The sequence below is a fragment of the Sutcliffiella cohnii genome, assembly GCF_002250055.1.
In the GTDB taxonomy this organism is placed as follows: Bacteria; Bacillota; Bacilli; order Bacillales; family Bacillaceae_I; genus Sutcliffiella; species Sutcliffiella cohnii.
Map to the genome: position 1 here is coordinate 2,890,539 of NZ_CP018866.1, position 17,273 is coordinate 2,907,811.

Consider the following 17,273-nt stretch of genomic DNA (forward strand, 5'->3'; position numbering starts at 1 on the left):
TACCTATCTTTGGTTTAAAAAAAATCGGTAAAAACGATAAGGCCCAAAGTTTGAGTGCTTACTAAAGGTCCTCTACAACAATATAGGTTGCCTTTATTGGACCGTGAACTCCTACGACAAGATTAAGTTCGATATCTGCCGAATTGCTAGGTCCTGATATAAAGTTAATGCACGACGCAATTTTCTTGCCGTTTTCTACTTGATTATGAATTGCCCCGGCTGCTTGCGTCATTCTAGGTACGATTGTACTTTTTGGAATGATAGCGATATACGTGGTTGGCAGTAGACTAACAGAACGTCCCTTTCCATTTCCACTAAATAATACGACGGTACCTGATTCTGCTAATGTTTGATCGCTGAAAGTAATACCAACATTTGCTCGTTCTGCAATGTTAATATTTTCTTCACCGAGAGCGGAATTCCAGACGTGAACCTCGGTTCCATCTTCGCGCCATTTATTTAATTCTTTTTCTATTCCCGAATCAGTAAAGCGAGGGTCGTCCCAAGTAACAATTGGTCCTCCTCCTAACTCGTGTACAACTTCACGTAACTTTTCATTCAAAGTCGATTTCGTCGCTTGAACAAAATTAGTATGAATATGCTCACATTGCTTTTTTAATACTTCTACTAGTTCATCTTGTGTGGCTTCTTTTAATACTTTCCACTGTGGTTGATACTTCCACGTTGGCCTAGCTACACCACTCGTTTTCTTTGGGCGGTTAAGCTGTTTTGCTATATTTTCTAGAAAACTGTCTCGGTTTTGAATCATTCCTTTTCGCCGCCTTTCTCTCTTGTTTCAAACCAATCACGGAAACGTTGTTTACTCGGAGCAGGAAATTCGCGAATATTTGTCCATTCTTTTAACGGTCCTGGACCGCTTGAAATTTTATCCCCGTTTTTAAAAGGCGTCATTGCAGCAGGAGCAAATTTTGATCCCATTTTGTAAACAAAAGGAGAAGCTGCTCCAAGGCCGAACGCTTTCATTGCCATTTTTTCCGAAATTGGTGCTCTACCTTCTTTTTCTACAATATTTTGTCGATGTTTATGCAATAACTCATGAAGTGGTATTTTTACTGGACAAGCTTCCGTACAAGCGGCACATAGAGTAGACGCATATGGTAACTCTTTAAAATCATCGTAGCCACCTAATAACGGAGTTAATACTGCCCCAATTGGACCTGGATAAATAGAACCGTACGAATGACCACCTACATGACGGTACACTGGACAAACGTTAATACAAGCAGCACAACGGATACATTGTAAGACTGATTGGAATTCTGTTCCTAATATTTTAGAACGGCCATTATCTACGATGACTAGGTGGAACTCTTCAGGCCCATCAACGTCCCCTTCTTCTTTTGGTCCAGTTAAAGTAGTTACATAACTAGTAAGTTTTTGTCCAACCGCACTTCTCGTTAATAAGCTTACTAACACTTCTAATTCTTCATAAGTTGGAACGATCCTCTCCATGCCCATAACCGTAATTTGTGTTTGAGGCAAAGTTGTAGCTAACCGAGCATTCCCTTCATTTGTTACTAAACTAATAGACCCGCTCTCTGCAACCGCAAAGTTACATCCTGTAATTCCAACATCAGCTGTTAAAAACTCTTGTCGTAACATTTGACGTGCATGAAGTGCCAGTTCTTCAGGTTTTTCTGTTTTCAAATAGTTTAGTTTTTCACGGAAAACATCTCTAATTTGCTCCTTATTTTTATGTAGTGCTGGAGCAACAATATGGGACGGTGGATCATGATCATCAACTTGAAGGATGTATTCTCCTAAATCGGTTTCAATGACATCACAACCAAGTTCTTCTAATGCTTGGTTCATACTAATCTCTTCTGTCACCATCGACTTTGATTTAACTATTTTTTTAGCGTTTTTTTGTTGGATAACACCTTTAATGTATTCGTTTGCTTCTTCGGCTGTTTGCGCAAAAAAGACATGTCCCCCACGTTTTTCTACGTTTTCACTTAATTGATATAAATAATAATCTAAGTTTTCCAATACGTGTTGACGTATCTCCTCCCCATGAGAACGCCATTCTTCCCAATCACCAAGCTCTACAGTAGAAGCTTCTTTTCTCGTACGTAATCTTTCTTGCGCACCTGAGACTGCTCCACGCATAAATTGATTTTGTATTCCTGCTTCTATTCTTTCTTTAAAAGGTTTATCCCCTATTTTCATAGACATTTATTATCCCCCCTCCACTCCAATTGCATTATCGGCTGTTTAATACTTCGGCAATATGCATAACTCTCACTGGCTTCTGTAATCGTTCTGATCTACCACCGATATTCATTAGACACCCACAATCAGCACCAATTAAATAATCGGCTTCTGTTTCTTCTATATGTTGAACCTTTTCATCTACCATTTGTTCCGAAATATTACCCATCTTTACAGAAAACGTTCCACCGAAACCACAGCAATTAAAATTATTTTTTAACGGTACAATTTCTAGTCCTTTAACGTTCTCTAGTAAACGCATCGGTTCATCTTTTGCCCCTAGTAATCTAGTCATATGGCAGCTAGTATGATAAGTTGCCTTTCCTTCCAATTTCGCACCAACATCTATAACTTTTAAGACGTTAACTATAAACTGTGTGAATTCATATGTTTTATTTGCTAGTTTTTCCGCTTTTTCTTTCCAAACTTGATCATCTTTAAATACATTTGGATATTCCTTAAACATCGTTCCACAAGAACCAGAAGGTACTACTACATACTCTGCATGTTCAAAAGTTTCTATCATACGTTTCATCGCCTCTTTAGAATCTTTCACATACCCGCTATTAAAGGCAGGTTGTCCACAACAAATTTGCCCTGTTGGAAAATCAATTTCACAACCTAACCTTTCTAATACTTCTACAGTCGCTTTACCAACACTCGTTTGTAACATATCTACTAAACAAGTAATAAATAAGCTAACTTTCATGTAACTCCCCCCTAAAAAGAACGTTCCTGCATTTAATATATTCATATTATTATATAATACAACATTTCATAGTTTATTTTGTAAGTATGGTTTACTATAAAGATAACGATTTAAAATGCTTCGTAATGTAACTTCACAAAAAACGAAAGCGGTACCATTAGTTTGAAAGGGTTGAAATGTTATGATAACTAATCAAGTAAAACAAAAGTTTATTGAAATAGTTGGATCCGAAAACTACTTTGACTCCAAGACTGAGAGACTTGTATATTCTTATGATGCAACTCCAAACTTTCAATCAATGCCAGACGCTGTTATTGTACCTAGTAATAAAGATGATGTAGCTAGTATTGTAAAACTGTGCAACGCATATCACATCCCTATCGTACCTCGTGGTTCAGGAACAAATTTATGTGCTGGTACTTGTCCAACTGAAGGTGGATTAGTAATTATTTTTACACGAATGAATCAAATACTAGAAATTGATGAGGAAAACTTAACAGTGACCGTTCAACCGGGTGTTATTACGCAAGATTTAATCAATGCTGTTGAACAGAGAGGTTTGTTTTACCCTCCAGACCCTAGCTCTATGAAAATATCAACAATTGGTGGAAATATAAATGAAAATTCTGGTGGACTTCGCGGATTAAAATATGGAGTCACCCGTGATTATGTGTTGGCTCTTGAGGCAGTACTACCAAACGGGGATATCATTCAAACTGGAGGAAAACTTGCGAAAGATGTGGCCGGATACGATTTAACACGACTTTTTGTTGGATCAGAAGGTACACTTTGTGTCATTACTGAAGCGACTTTAAAGTTAATCCCAATGCCTGAAACGAAAAAAACGATGCTAGCTTTATATGAAGATTTAGAAGCTGCTGCTAGAACTGTTTCTAGTATTATAGCAAATCGAATAATACCAACAACTCTAGAGTTCCTAGATCAACCTACGTTAGAAGTTGTGGAAGATTTCGCGAAAATTGGTCTTCCTACAGATGTTAAAGCTGTACTATTAATTGAGCAAGATGGAACAGCTGATATAGTGGAACATGATATGGAAAAGATTAGAACAATTTGTTTAAAAGAGCAGGCGAAATCTGTGCAAATTGCAAAAACAACAGAAGAAGCGGCTGCACTAACTGCAGCTAGGCGTGCAGCACTCTCAGCTCTAGCTAGATTAAAACCTACAACTATTTTAGAAGATGCAACAGTTCCGCGTTCAGAAATTGCCAAAATGGTAAAAGCCATTAATGAAATTGCCGAAAAATATAACGTGAAAATTTGTACCTTTGGACATGCAGGAGATGGAAATTTACATCCAACTGTTCCAACTGATGCTAGAAACGAAGAAGAAATGGAGCGGGTGGAAAAAGCTTTTGAAGAAATCTTCGCACGTGCTATTGAGCTTGGAGGAACAATTACAGGAGAGCATGGAGTAGGTGTAATGAAAGCACCTTACTTAGAATGGAAACTAGGTTCTGCTGGCATTTCTGCAATGAAAGCTATTAAAGAAGCTTTTGACCCAAATAACATAATGAACCCAGGTAAAGTATTCGCAAAAGAAACGAGAAAACGTGTGGTGGTGTCAAAATGACAACGAGCAAGGAAAAACAAATAATTCATGATCAGTTTAAAGAAAAGATGGATTACGATGAATTATTAAATTGTATGCGTTGTGGATTTTGCCTTCCCTCCTGTCCAACCTATATAGAATCTGGGTTAAAAGAATCTCATTCCCCACGTGGGAGAATTGCGTTAATGAAAGCCGTTGTTGATGGGATAATCGAGCCGGATGAAGATGTAGAAAGAACGTTAGAGCTTTGTTTAGGCTGCCGTGCATGTGAGCCTGTTTGTCCTTCAGGTGTAAAATATGGACATTTATTAGAGGAAGCAAGAGATATTATAAACCAAAATAAAAAACATTCTTTACCAGCAAAAGTTATCCGCAAAACGGTGTTTGAAGGCTTATTCCCTCATCCAAATAGAATGAAATTTGCCACTAGTTTACTAGGTTTTTATCAACGTAGTGGTATACAAAAAATCGCACAAAAATCAGGTGTAATGAGATTATTCCCGGAAACGATGGCCACGATGGAAAAAGTTCTTCCTAAAGCACCAACGTTAAAGGAAATGAAAAATCGCCCTGAGTTTTTAGAAGCGTATGGAAAACGAAATAAACGTGTTGCATTTTTCTCTGGCTGTTTAATGGATACTATGTTTTTAGAGACAAATAATGCTACTACAAAACTATTGCAATTGGCTGGGTGCGATATCGTCATACCTAAACAACAAACATGCTGCGGTGCTCTTCACGGTCATAGCGGTGAGAAAGCTAGCGCAAAAGAGTTAGCAAAAAGAAATATTCAAGCCTTCGAAGAATTAGAAGTAGATTATATTATTACGAATGCTGGTGGTTGTGGTGCATTTTTAGTAGACTATGATCATTTATTAAATAAAGATCCGGAGTGGCGAGAGCGTGCGGAAGCTTTTGCAACTAAAATTAAGGACGTTTCTTCTATTCTTGTGGAAATGAACTTTTTTAAAAAACCGTTGAAATTAACGCCACAAGTTATTACATACCAGGACTCGTGTCACCTTCGAAATGTGCAAGGAACATATTTCGAACCTAGAACATTGTTAAAATCCATTGAAGGAGTTACGTATGTGGAAATGAAAGAGGCGGACCGTTGTTGTGGCTCTGCAGGCATATATAATATAGTTGAATCAGAGATGTCGATGCAAATTTTAGACCATAAAATGGTGAACGCGAAGGCAACTAACGCAAAAACGATTGTAACTGCCAACCCAGGTTGTCTACTTCAAATGAAATTAGGAATTGAACGGGAAGGATTATCACATTCTGTAAGGGCAATTCATATCGTAGATTTATTGCTAGAGGCAGTGGAAACAGCTAGTTTAACTACTAGTGGAAATGTGATTAATTTGAATGAAGATAAGAACGATATCGGTTTAACATCATAACGGTCAAAGTGTTAGAGTGAAATTTCCTCTAGCACTTTTATTTTTTTAAAGAAAGTAGTTGAAATAAGAACGAATGTTCTATATAATAAAAACAGAACAAACGTTCTAAAATACTTTTGAGGTGACTATTATGAAACAACTACAAAAATCATTCTATTTAATTATTAAACTAATAGCCTTTTTAGGATTTGCTATTTTATTCTACTTTGTTTTCACAGAAAAATCTGACCTATCAGCGATTTTCATTTTTAGTTTACTTACATCGATTTGTCTTATTTTTATGCCAAGTTTAAGCGAATCACTACAAACAAAGGAAGAACAAGAATATGGAAACTACTGAACAACGAAAACAAGCGTTAGAAATAGCAAAGCGTTTAGTAGACTATAAATTAACAAACGATTTAGATGTAATTGCAGAAATTACCCAACTATGTAAAGAAGAAGTTACTACCTACATACTTCACAATAACAGGAGAGAAATTAAAAAAAGCCAAACTATGAATAGTTTAGCTTAAAAAGTCTTTCTGAAAACTAGTTGTAATATTAATATCTGTTTCTCTTTTCTTTTTTCCAGAAGAATTTTGAATACCTTTTTGTATTATGCTCTCCCCATACTTACTTTGAAGGACGTCTAAAGCCTTTATTAAAGGTTCTTGTTTCGCATCTTTTTCATATGAAAACAAATCTAGTTGCTTTACTGATTCTTTTTTATCAACTAAATCTTGTGCTGTTACACCTAATAGCCGAATTGGATTTCCGCTCCAATGCTTCTTAAATAACTGAAATGCAGCTGCTAATATTTCTTTTTCACTACTAATAACATTGTTAAGCTTTCTGCTTCTCGTTATAGTTTGTCTATTATTGTAGCGAATCATTAATTGAATATTATTACTAACCATATTTTTTCGGCTTAAGCGGAGAGCAACAGATTGGGAAAGTTTCTCCAATACTTTATATAGCTCGCGTTCGTCGTCACTGTCTTCTCGTAACGTTGTAGAATTTCCGATACTTTTAAAATCTGAAATTGCATCGGGATCTACTGGTCGATTATCGATACCATTAGCCCGTTTAACTATTCTTTCGCCGTTAACACCTAATAACTGCTTCACTTGGTACTCATCTGCTTTAGCTAAATCCTTGATTGAGTATATATTGATTGTATTTAGCTTTTCGGCAGTTTTTTTACCAACACCATGCATTTCTTCAACGGGTAATGGCCATAAGATTTTATCAATTTCTCTTTTTCTTAGCACCGTAATACCCATTGGTTTCTTCATGTCTGAAGCCATTTTAGCTAGAAATTTATTAGGAGCTATTCCAATACTACAAGGCAAAAGTAGTTCTTCCTTTATTCTCTCTTGTATTTCTTTCGCTAACTCCATGACATTTCGTTGATGAAGATGTTCTGTTACATCCATATAACCCTCATCAATGGAAACAGGTTCTACTAAATGAGTATATGACCTTAATAAATCAAACATTGCCATGGAACTCGAACGATAACGAGGGAAGTTTGGTGGTAATACAACAAGTTGTGGACATTTTTTTTTAGCTTCCCACAGCGGCATCGTCGTTTTTACTCCATACGCACGTGCTTCATAACTACAAGTAATGATTATGCCTTTTCTTTCTTCAACATTCCCAGCAACAGCAACAGGTTTCCCTCTTAACGTCGGATCATGCGCCATTTCCACAGAAGCATAGAAGCTATTCATATCAACATGTAAAATTACTCTACCCGTTTTCATTTTATTAGTCATTTTCCTTACATTCCTTAACAAAAAATTTGAAGGACGCTACTCATTCCTAAAAAGCTAACCTTATGTTTCCGTATAGTTTTCAACCTCTTCTGTTTCTATTAGTTCTTTAATTTTCTCTAGTTCTTCTAATGCACTTACTAGATCACTTACTTTAATTTGTGTAATTAATCTATCATTATAATGAATAACACCCGCAACAAACGGTGTTTTATATACAGCAATTTCATTTATTGGTTTAATCTCATTCACATCAATAATTTCTTTCGCATCATCTACCATTAACCCAACTGGTAAATCGTTTGATTGGACAACAATCACTTTGGACTTTTCATTTACCTCCAACAACTCACGATAAAATACATATTTTGTGTCAATGACAGGGATAAGCTCTTCTCGTACTTTCGCCATACCATATAAATATTCTGGCATATTTGGAATCATTGTTCTCTTTTCTACTTTTTCAATGGAAATTACATCTTGAACAGCTATGCCATACTCTTCTCCATTTACTTCAAAAACAACAAGTTTAATTGTTTCCATTATGTATTCCCCTTTTTAACTTTTCTTGCATCTGTATACGGGATACGACTAAACTCCCACCCTATATTTAGAAGTATAAGTAGGTGAACAGATGCTTACACTCCAATTCGTTTCAGTTCATTATCTTTGTTGTCGTTAGTAAACGTAACAAAGATAATGCCTGGATTTAAATATATTTGAATATGTAAGAATGCTTGGTCATACAATGATAACCAAGCATAAAGTCTTACTAATTTTTTGCTACTTCTTTAATTAACGAAACAACTAATTCCGTTGTCTTAACTAGTTCCTCAATCGGCATACGTTCGTTTGTTGTATGAATTTCTTCATATCCGACAGCTAAGTTCACAGTAGGGATACCAAAACCTGCGATTACGTTAGCGTCACTACCGCCACCACTTTTTTGTAACGCTGGTGTTCTATCAATTGCAGTAACTGCTCTTTTTGCTACTTCTACTACATGATCTCCATCTCCGTATTTAAAGCCTGGATACATTACTTCAATTTCTACTTCTGCACTTCCGCCCATTTCTGCAGTGACAGATTCAAATGCATCTTTCATTTTCGCCACTTGTGCTTCCATTTTTTCAGGTAGTAGTGAACGAGCTTCGGCTAATATTTCCACACGATCGCAAACGATATTTGTTGGTCCATTTCCTTCAAACCGTCCAATATTTGCAGTTGTTTCTTCATCAATACGCCCTAAAGGCATCTTTGCAATTGCTTTTGCAGCCATCGTAATAGCAGAAACTCCTTTTTCTGGAGCTACCCCAGCATGCGCTGTTTTCCCTAGTATGGTCGCTTTTACTTTTGCTTGTGTTGGTGCCGCAACGATAATGTTTCCTACTTTCCCGTCACTATCAAGTGCAAAACCATATTTCGCCGTAACTAAAGATGGATCCAATACTTTTGCTCCAACAAGGCCTGACTCTTCTCCAACAGTGATGATAAACTGTATAGTACCATGTGCTATATTATTTTCTTTTAATACTTTAATTGCTTCTAACATCGCTGCTAAACCAGCTTTATCGTCCGCACCAAGAATCGTAGTACCATCTGTTACAATGTAATCATCTTGAATGGAAGGTTTAATACCTTTCCCTGGTACTACCGTATCCATATGGGAAGTGAAATAGATTGTATCTACTCCCTCCTTCGTTCCAGGCAACGTACAAATTAAGTTACCTGCACCATGTCCTGTTAAATGCATTGTGTCGTCTTCTACAACTTCTACCCCTAGAGCAGAAAATTTTTCTTTCAAAACTTTACAAATTTCAGCTTCAAATTTTGTTTCTGAATCCACTTGCACAAGTTCAAGAAATTCTTCTACTAAACGCTCTTGATTTACCATTATGTATGCCTCCTAAATAAATAACAATATACTACTATTATAACTCAAATATTAACCGTTTGACGAATAAGAAAAGAGACTATCTTTGTAATAGTCTCTTTTCCTATATTATAGCGGTATGTTACCGTGTTTTTTATACGGTCGTGACTCTTTTTTATTTCTTAACATTTCTAGTGCTTGGATTAACTTAATTCTCGTATCTCGTGGGTCAATTACATCATCCACCATACCTTGGCTTGCGGCTACGTAAGGATTAGCAAACTTTTCGCGGTATTCTTCTATTTTTTTAGCACGAGTTTCTTCAGGATTTTCACTTTCATTAATTTCTCTAGCGAAAATAATATTTGCTGCTCCTTGTGGACCCATCACGGCAATTTCGGCATTAGGCCAAGCATAAACTAAATCAGCACCTATAGATTTACTGTTTAAGGCAACATAAGCTCCGCCATATGCTTTTCTCAAAATTACGGTTAATTTTGGTACAGTTGCTTCTGAGTAGGCATACAAAATCTTTGCCCCGTGTCGAATAATACCACCGTGCTCTTGTTTTACCCCCGGGAAAAAGCCCGTTACATCTTCAAATGTGATTATAGGAATATTAAAAGAATCACAGAAACGAATAAAACGTGATGCTTTATCGGATGAATCAATATCTAACCCACCAGCCATTACTTTCGGTTGGTTACAAACTAATCCAACTACTTCTCCTTTAATACGGGCAAGGCCGATTACGATGTTTTTGGCAAAATCTTTTTGAACCTCCATAAACGACCCTTCATCTACTACATGTTCAATCACTTTTCGCACATCATACGGTCGTACAGCATCAAAGGGAATTGCATCTGCTAAATCTGCACGGTAATCATCCCCTTCTTCACAGGAGATTCGATCAGGCTTTTGTTCATTATTAGAAGGCAAGTAGCTTAATAGCTTTCGAACTTGTGCTAACACATCCTCTTCTGATTTACCAGAAAAATGAGCATTCCCACTAATCGAGTTATGTACTTTTGCTCCCCCTAAATCCTCTGAACTAATCTTTTCACCCGTTACCGTTTCTATTACTTTCGGTCCAGTAATAAACATTTGGCTCGTTTCCTCTACCATAAAAACAAAATCGGTAATAGCTGGTGAGTATACGGCTCCACCCGCACAAGGTCCCATAATAACTGAAATTTGCGGGATTACACCAGAATAAATCGAATTTCGGTAAAATATATGGCCATAACCATCGAGTGAGAGAACTCCTTCTTGAATTCTCGCTCCACCTGAATCGTTCAAGCCAACTATCGGTGTGCCGTTTTTAGCTGCTAAATCCATTACATTCGCAATTTTTTTAGCATGCATTTCCCCTAACGCTCCGCCAAACACAGTAAAATCTTGTGAAAACAAATAAATAGGATTTCCGTTCACTTTTCCATATCCCGTAACGACGCCATCGCCAGGGCCTTTTTTGTCCGATAAACCAAAATCATTACAGCGATGTTCAATAAATGGATTAAGTTCTACAAATGTTCCCTCATCTACTAGTAGGTCTATACGCTCACGAGCGGTTAACTTCCCTTTTTCATGCTGCTTTTCAATACGATCGTCTCCTCCACCAAGCTCGACTTCACGACGACGATCATATAACTCATTAATTTTATCAAACATATCAACCGTCATTTTCTTCCCCCACCTTTTCACATAATTCGTATAACACTCCTGATGCTGCTTTAGGATGTAAAAATGCTATATCGGCACCGCCAGCCCCTTTTCTTGAAGCGGAGTCGATCATAGGAACCCCTTGTTCTATTAACTCTTTTATTCTCTCTTCAATATTATCTACCCCTAAAGCTACGTGATGAATCCCTTCTCCTCTTTTTTCAATAAACTTTGCGATAGGACTATCAGAAGAAGTAGGTTCTAACAACTCTAATTTACAATTTCCTGCTTTCAAAAATGCCACTTTTACTCGTTGACTACTTACTTCTTCCACCGCAAGTAACGGTAGTTTTAAAACATTTGTATAAAATGGTAGAGAATGCTCTATCGATTGAACGGCAATCCCTATATGATCAATGTTTTTTATCATTTTTATACCCCTTTGTTTAACTAGAATTTCATAGATTCGACAATGTCTACACTTGTGTAACATAGCAATACACGTTAAAATAATAAAAGGACTAAGGACAAGGAGTGAAAACTTCATGCATAACCGTAAAATGCAAAAGATAATTGTTTATTTAATGATTGCTGTCATGCTTATAACTTCTTTATTAGCAGGAGCAACAATGTTCTTCTAAAATAGTAACCTTCAAATCCAGCTAAAATAAACGGCTGGATTTTTACATATTGTTAACTCTCGATTACTACATTTGATAAACTTACTTTCAGTTCTACCGCTCTCTTTATACTATCTTTAAAATAATCAGGAGCTTTTTCATCATTTAAAATATCTTCTGCTGGCAGCCAATAAACTGCTCCTACCTCCTCTACACTTTTAGCATGAGCTTCTCCACTTTTATATTCTGCTAAAAATACGATGTCCACTACATGTGTACCATCATCAGCTATAAAAGAAGTGCTATGTACATAATGTAAAGTCGATTGTAACTCAACCCCGACCTCTTCCCATACTTCTCTTCTTATCGTTGCTTCTAAAATATTTTCTTTCGTTCCTTCTTTATCTACTTTCCCTCCAACTAAAGACAACTCTCCAGCGGCATGTTCTTCTAATTCACTTCTTTTTATAAAAAGCCATTTATCTCCCTTATATATCGCTGCTTCTACATTGACGATAAATAACATTATTTTCCCCCTATTTTCACTAACCTTTTATTTTGAACAGAGTACACACCTTTCCCTTCCATATCGATTAATTCTTCATTGAGTAATCGGATTCCTGTTTTCTCATCAAGACCAAAATTTTGATAGAAAGGAAATTGACTTACCATCTGGGAAAAATGCTCTTCATCGTTCCATTCCGTTAAATGTACTGCTAATACTGTATTAGAAAGTAGTCCTACACCTTTCCTTAACTGATATTCTTGTTTGTCGTTATCCTTCGCAGAAATAATACACTTATTTGGACAAATTAATGCACCTGCTGAAAAACCAGTGATAGGTCTTCCCTCCATGTACAACTCTTTTATCACTTGTCCTAGTTCACTATCAACAATGAAATCGGCATATGTATTTGTATCTCCCCCACATATAATAACTCCACTACTCTCCTTAAGGAGCCTAATAGCTTTTTCTATCGGTGTTGATTGTAATGGAATGTAGGTAAAGTGGTGTCTCCCCACCTGCTCTAAAGGCTCTGTAACTATAGGCATATAATCTTTCCAGCCATCCCTTTCTAAGAACATAATAGAAATGGGTTGTTCCGTTGCTATTAGACTAGCAAACTGCTTGGCTAGGCGAGGAGTAAAAGGCGGCCCACTCCCGAATAGAAATAAATGATTGTCCAAAATTCATCCCCCTCTTCCACTATATTTTATCATTAGTAGAGGAGGATTTTAATGAATTTTTGAACAATTACTACTTATTCGTAGTAAAAGGCTGGCTCATTAAGGGACTATTCCTTTTTCTTGGCCGAGCTCCTTAAAACTTTTGTCCGATTTTAAAATCCAAATTTTTGTTCCGATTGGTACTTGTTCAAATAGCTTTTCTACATTTTCATTTGCTAACCGGATACATCCTTGTGTAACATAGTGTCCAATTGAGCTTGGATTATTCGTACCATGTACTCCATATGTTCTACCTTCTGTTCCTTCCGCGTCAAATCCAATCCACCTAGTTCCTAAAGGATTTTTAGGGTCACCGCCTGGTATGTCCTTTTTTCTGTAATAAGGCTCAACTGCTTTTATTGTAATGGTAAATTCTCCTTCAGGAGTTAATTCATTTGATTTTCCAGTCGCTACTTTGTAAATGACTTTAATTTCTTCCTCAACGTAAAACGCTATTTCGTTTGTTTGTTTATTCACGATAATATATGGATCACCAGGAAGAGGGTTAGGCCCTAACGGCCATAAAGGTGATGTAATTAATGAAAAAATGAGCGAAATAATAAAAGCCATTACCAACACTCCTTTTTCCTTAGTGTGTGGCAATGGCTATCTTTCATGCATATTGTTTTAATCCGCCTTTAAAGTCACATTTAATAATTAAATACTGTTCCAATTCTTTTACAAGATGTCGTAACGAAGCTCTCGTTTCAAATTCTGTCCGACCTTGTGGTAACGGCATCGCTTGAAATTCCTCTGTAAGTTTTCGCAAATTATTAATATGTATAATCGCGGTATTTCCTGCGTGGATAGATTCTGCTACCTCTTCAATAAAATCAGCCACCATATCAGCCTGTTCGACATCCATTTTAATTGTGGAAACGATTGGTATCATTCTTTCTAAAACATCTAGCTGTCTCTCTCTCATTTTAAAATAATGATAGTAGCTATTTTCATTTCGTTTAAAATGATTTTCTACATCACGGAAAGCTAAACTTTTTGCTTTATTTAACAGGTTAACACTCTCTGGAATTTCTTCCCCACTCCATCCACGATCTCCATGTCGTAAATAAGCGGCTAATTCTAGCAAGATTTTATTGTAATTTCTTTCTATTTTTTCTTGATAGCCCTTTAACTCATTTTCCATACTAGGCATATACAAATTCATTATTAGTGCAATCCCAATCCCAATTGTTATAATCGCAAGTTCATTCCATATGAGTGAAACGGAATAATGCCCAGTCGAATAAACGTGTAAAAGTATTACCGTACTCGTTACAATTCCTTCCGTTATTTTAAACATAACTGTAATCGGAATAAATAACAGTAGAAATAATCCTATTGCCACAGGATGATAACCAATAATTTCGAATATTAAACCTGATACAAAAAGACTAAGTGTACAAGCAATGAACCTCGATTTTGCACTAATAATAGACTTCATTTTTGTTGCTTGAATGCAAAGAATTGTTAGTATACCAGCTGAAGTGAAAAACTCCAGTTCAAAAAACTGTGCAATGAAAATTGCAAGTGTAACTCCTAATGCTGTCTTCGCGGTCCGATAACCGATTTTAAATTTTTTCATTCTTTAGAACCCTTCCTTCAAATCATCTCCTATTATAAAGGAAGAAATTATATTTTGTAACTTAAAAGAGAAGGAGGAACGGAAACTATTAATTAGTTTCCGTTAACAACTGCTCAAATTCATCTAATAGCTGTTCAAATCTTCTCATTGTTTGCTTGATTGGCTTAGGGTTACTCATGTCTACTCCTGTTTCTTTTAAAATTTGAATCGGTGGCTTACTACCACCACTTGATAACAATTTATCGATTATTCTTTTTTGTGCCTCTCCATTCTCTTCTTTTAGCTGTTCCGCTAATGCTGCTGAAGCCGCGAAACTAGTCGCATATTGATACGTATAAAAGCTGGAATGGAAGAAATGAGGTACTCTTGCCCATTCCATCGCGATTTTATCATCAATATCCATCACCTTGCCAAAATGTTTATTTACAATATTAAGGTAAATTTCTTTAATTTTATCTGCATGTAACGCCTCTCCGTTTTGCCCTGCCTCGTGAACTGCTTTTTCAAATTCCGCAAATTGCGTTTGTCTAAACAAAGTAACTCTAAAATCTTCTAAATATTTATAAAGAGCTAATAGTTTTTCTTCCTTTGTTTTTGCATTTTCGATAAATTGCTGGTGTAATAAATGTTCGTTTAATGTAGAGGCCACTTCTGCTGTGAACGTAACATATTGCGCATCTTGATACGGTTGGTTTTCGTTGGAAAAATACGAATGAGCAGCGTGACCAAATTCATGCGCTAACGTCATAACGTCATGTTGTAATCCTTGATAATTTAACAATATAAATGGATGGATTGCAAAAGCCCCTAATTGATACGCACCGGTCGCTTTCCCTTTGTTTGGATATACGTCTACCCATCTTTCTTTCAATCCTTTTTCCACTATATTTGTATAATCATTTCCTAATGGAGCTAGTCCCTTTAAGACAATTTGTTGTGCTTCTTCATATGAAATTTCTTTTTCTTCCTTTATAGGTGAAGGTGCGGCCAAATCATATAGCTCCATATTATCTAGCTGTAAAAATTGTTGTTTTAATTTTAAGTAACGATGAAATAACGGTAAATGTTGATCAACTGTTTTAATTAGCTTTTCGTAAACTTTTGGTTCAATTTCCTTTGATTCTAAACTTGCTTGTAGTGCACTATTATACTTTTTCGTCTTTGCAAAAAAATTGTTTGCTTTTATAATGTTGGCAAGAATCGATGCAAAGCTATCTTCGTATTGAGAAAGTGTTTCATAGTATGTTTCAAAAGCAGCCTTTCTTAAACTCCGGTCATTACTTGTCATATACACACTATACGTTTGCGGAGTTAGTGTATACTCTTGTTCGTTTACTCGAATATTAGGAAGCTGTAAATCTTTTGATATCATAGTGAAAATCTCATTGGATGCATGTAAAAATGGCATCGCCTCAATTAAAACTTCTTCCGATTCCTTTGGAAGAGCATGTTCTTTTCCATTGTACACTTGCTCTAAAAAATATCGATATTCTTCTAAATCTTTATGAGTGACAATGCTTTTCCAGCTCTTTTTATCAATATCTTGTATCGCATTCGTGAACCAGTTTGTTTGTTGGACGATTGTAACCGTCATCTTTTCTATTTCGTTTGATAACTCCATTGCATACGGATTTCCCATATCAACATCAAATAATAATTTCGAATACACGTAAGCTTTCTCAAATATTTGGTTAATAGTAAAATATTGTTCCAATAACTTTTGTAACTGCTTTGCTGATTCTATCGGCTTTTCTTCCTTTGCAAATTTGTTTGCCAATTTTTCTGCCAGTTTTAAATCTTTTCGCCATTCTTTTTCATCCTTGTATATTGAAGCTAAATCCCACTTATACTTATCTTCTGCCTGATCCCTTGTCCATTCATTTGCGGAGACAAATGGCACTTGAAATAAGAGAACAAGACACATAATCATCGGTATCATACTTTTTACATACTTCATACTAAACATCCCCTCCAAAATATTCACCTTATTATTGTTTGTTTTCCACGATTTTCTATTCAAGTGAAATTTTGAGGAAGGACAAAACGTAGTGGCGGAATTTATATAATTTCCTTAACGAAAACGAAAAAAATGCAGTGGAGAAATTCCCACTGCATTTTTCAACTTATACTTCTTCACAATATTGATCAAAGTATCCTTGTAATTTGTTTATGACAGACATTGGCGCATGTCCTTCAATTTCATGACGTTCAACCATCGTTAAAATTTTTCCATCTTTTAATAGAGCAAAAGATGGTGAAGATGGCGGATAGCCTTCAAAAAACTCACGTGCTTTTTCTGTCGCTTCTTTATCTTGGCCAGCAAACACTGTTACTAAGTGATTTGGACGTTTATCTGCGTGAATAGCATGTGTTGCTGCTGGCCTTGCAATACCACCTGCACATCCGCACACAGAGTTTACCATTACAAGCGTAACTCCTTTTCGGTTAAACGCTTCTTCTACTTCTTCAGGAGTACGAAGATGCTCGTATCCTGCATGATCCATTTCTTCTCTTGCTTGACGTACAACATCACTCATTAAAAAATTAAAATCCATACTCATGTTGTTTTCACCTCTTTTTCTTCCTTCTATTATCATACCAATTTACTATGAATTTTAAAATAAAAAAG

At 36.2% G+C, this 17,273-nt stretch carries 19 protein-coding genes; 5 read left to right on the forward strand and 14 right to left on the reverse strand.

The window, feature by feature from the left end; translation table 11 throughout:
- Positions 1 to 61 precede the first annotated feature (61 nt).
- From BC6307_RS14475 to BC6307_RS14485, 3 genes are read right to left on the reverse strand one after another with little or no spacing between them, the layout of a single operon-like run.
- Positions 62 to 769 carry a LutC/YkgG family protein gene (locus tag BC6307_RS14475; protein WP_066413043.1) on the reverse strand — a complete coding sequence of 236 codons (708 nt, stop codon included), beginning with the start codon at positions 767 to 769 and terminating at the stop codon, positions 62 to 64.
- Positions 766 to 2,196, reverse strand: a complete 1,431-nt coding sequence (locus BC6307_RS14480; protein WP_066413040.1) for a LutB/LldF family L-lactate oxidation iron-sulfur protein — start codon at positions 2,194 to 2,196, stop codon at positions 766 to 768. The genes BC6307_RS14475 and BC6307_RS14480 overlap by 4 nt, the downstream gene beginning before the upstream one ends.
- 28 nt (positions 2,197 to 2,224) lie before the next feature.
- Positions 2,225 to 2,941, reverse strand: a complete 717-nt coding sequence (locus tag BC6307_RS14485; RefSeq protein WP_066413038.1) for a (Fe-S)-binding protein — start codon at positions 2,939 to 2,941, stop codon at positions 2,225 to 2,227.
- A 181-nt stretch (positions 2,942 to 3,122) separates the two neighbouring features.
- Here BC6307_RS14485 and glcD point away from each other — a divergent pair, with 181 nt between their 5' ends.
- From glcD to BC6307_RS14505, 4 genes are all read left to right on the forward strand, one after another.
- Positions 3,123 to 4,535 carry a glycolate oxidase subunit GlcD gene (gene glcD / locus BC6307_RS14490; protein WP_066413035.1) on the forward strand — a complete coding sequence of 471 codons (1,413 nt, stop codon included), beginning with the start codon at positions 3,123 to 3,125 and terminating at the stop codon, positions 4,533 to 4,535.
- A complete protein-coding gene (locus BC6307_RS14495) occupies positions 4,532 to 5,923 on the forward strand; it encodes a (Fe-S)-binding protein (RefSeq protein ID WP_084380236.1) in 1,392 nt (463 codons plus the stop codon). Before glcD ends, BC6307_RS14495 begins: the two co-directional genes overlap by 4 nt.
- 130 nt (positions 5,924 to 6,053) lie before the next feature.
- Complete coding sequence (locus BC6307_RS14500) at positions 6,054 to 6,263, forward strand: hypothetical protein (protein ID WP_066413033.1); 210 nt, start codon at positions 6,054 to 6,056, stop codon at positions 6,261 to 6,263.
- Positions 6,250 to 6,438, forward strand: a complete 189-nt coding sequence (locus BC6307_RS14505) for a hypothetical protein (RefSeq protein ID WP_066413031.1) — start codon at positions 6,250 to 6,252, stop codon at positions 6,436 to 6,438. The genes BC6307_RS14500 and BC6307_RS14505 overlap by 14 nt, the downstream gene beginning before the upstream one ends.
- Here the strand turns inward: BC6307_RS14505 and BC6307_RS14510 are convergent.
- From BC6307_RS14510 to mce, 5 genes are all read right to left on the reverse strand, one after another.
- Positions 6,430 to 7,683 carry a DNA polymerase IV gene (locus BC6307_RS14510; protein WP_066413029.1) on the reverse strand — a complete coding sequence of 418 codons (1,254 nt, stop codon included), beginning with the start codon at positions 7,681 to 7,683 and terminating at the stop codon, positions 6,430 to 6,432. The genes BC6307_RS14505 and BC6307_RS14510 overlap by 9 nt on opposite strands.
- A gap of 60 nt (positions 7,684 to 7,743) precedes the next feature.
- Positions 7,744 to 8,223, reverse strand: coding sequence for a chemotaxis protein CheW (locus BC6307_RS14515; RefSeq protein ID WP_066413025.1), 480 nt, complete (start codon positions 8,221 to 8,223; stop codon positions 7,744 to 7,746).
- 229 nt (positions 8,224 to 8,452) lie between these two features.
- Positions 8,453 to 9,574 carry a tripeptidase T gene (locus tag BC6307_RS14520; RefSeq protein ID WP_066413023.1) on the reverse strand — a complete coding sequence of 374 codons (1,122 nt, stop codon included), beginning with the start codon at positions 9,572 to 9,574 and terminating at the stop codon, positions 8,453 to 8,455.
- 108 nt (positions 9,575 to 9,682) lie between these two features.
- Complete coding sequence (locus BC6307_RS14525; RefSeq protein ID WP_066413021.1) at positions 9,683 to 11,236, reverse strand: acyl-CoA carboxylase subunit beta; 1,554 nt, start codon at positions 11,234 to 11,236, stop codon at positions 9,683 to 9,685.
- Complete coding sequence (gene mce / locus BC6307_RS14530) at positions 11,226 to 11,645, reverse strand: methylmalonyl-CoA epimerase (RefSeq protein ID WP_066413020.1); 420 nt, start codon at positions 11,643 to 11,645, stop codon at positions 11,226 to 11,228. Before mce ends, BC6307_RS14525 begins: the two co-directional genes overlap by 11 nt.
- A 115-nt stretch (positions 11,646 to 11,760) precedes the next feature.
- Here mce and prli42 point away from each other — a divergent pair, with 115 nt between their 5' ends.
- Positions 11,761 to 11,856, forward strand: a complete 96-nt coding sequence (gene prli42 / locus BC6307_RS24820) for a stressosome-associated protein Prli42 (protein ID WP_157076606.1) — start codon at positions 11,761 to 11,763, stop codon at positions 11,854 to 11,856.
- Positions 11,857 to 11,908: 52 nt separating this feature from the next.
- On the opposite strand, the gene BC6307_RS14535 is transcribed toward prli42, so the two are convergent.
- The 6 genes from BC6307_RS14535 to BC6307_RS14560 all read right to left on the reverse strand — a co-directional run bounded on the left by BC6307_RS14535 (position 11,909) and on the right by BC6307_RS14560 (position 17,205).
- Positions 11,909 to 12,361, reverse strand: a complete 453-nt coding sequence (locus BC6307_RS14535) for an NUDIX hydrolase (protein WP_066413018.1) — start codon at positions 12,359 to 12,361, stop codon at positions 11,909 to 11,911.
- Positions 12,361 to 13,023 carry a Type 1 glutamine amidotransferase-like domain-containing protein gene (locus BC6307_RS14540; protein ID WP_066413016.1) on the reverse strand — a complete coding sequence of 221 codons (663 nt, stop codon included), beginning with the start codon at positions 13,021 to 13,023 and terminating at the stop codon, positions 12,361 to 12,363. Before BC6307_RS14540 ends, BC6307_RS14535 begins: the two co-directional genes overlap by 1 nt.
- 99 nt (positions 13,024 to 13,122) lie before the next feature.
- Positions 13,123 to 13,632 (reverse strand): L,D-transpeptidase, encoded by a 510-nt coding sequence (locus BC6307_RS14545; protein WP_094366137.1) that lies wholly within the window; start codon positions 13,630 to 13,632, stop codon positions 13,123 to 13,125.
- Between the two features lie 43 nt (positions 13,633 to 13,675).
- Positions 13,676 to 14,644 (reverse strand): aromatic acid exporter family protein, encoded by a 969-nt coding sequence (locus BC6307_RS14550; protein ID WP_066413011.1) that lies wholly within the window; start codon positions 14,642 to 14,644, stop codon positions 13,676 to 13,678.
- Positions 14,645 to 14,732: 88 nt separating this feature from the next.
- Positions 14,733 to 16,601 carry an oligoendopeptidase F gene (pepF, locus tag BC6307_RS14555; protein ID WP_066413008.1) on the reverse strand — a complete coding sequence of 623 codons (1,869 nt, stop codon included), beginning with the start codon at positions 16,599 to 16,601 and terminating at the stop codon, positions 14,733 to 14,735.
- A 166-nt stretch (positions 16,602 to 16,767) separates the two neighbouring features.
- Positions 16,768 to 17,205: a BrxA/BrxB family bacilliredoxin gene (locus BC6307_RS14560; RefSeq protein ID WP_066413006.1), complete on the reverse strand. Its 438-nt coding sequence runs from the start codon at positions 17,203 to 17,205 to the stop codon at positions 16,768 to 16,770.
- Positions 17,206 to 17,273 lie beyond the last annotated feature (68 nt).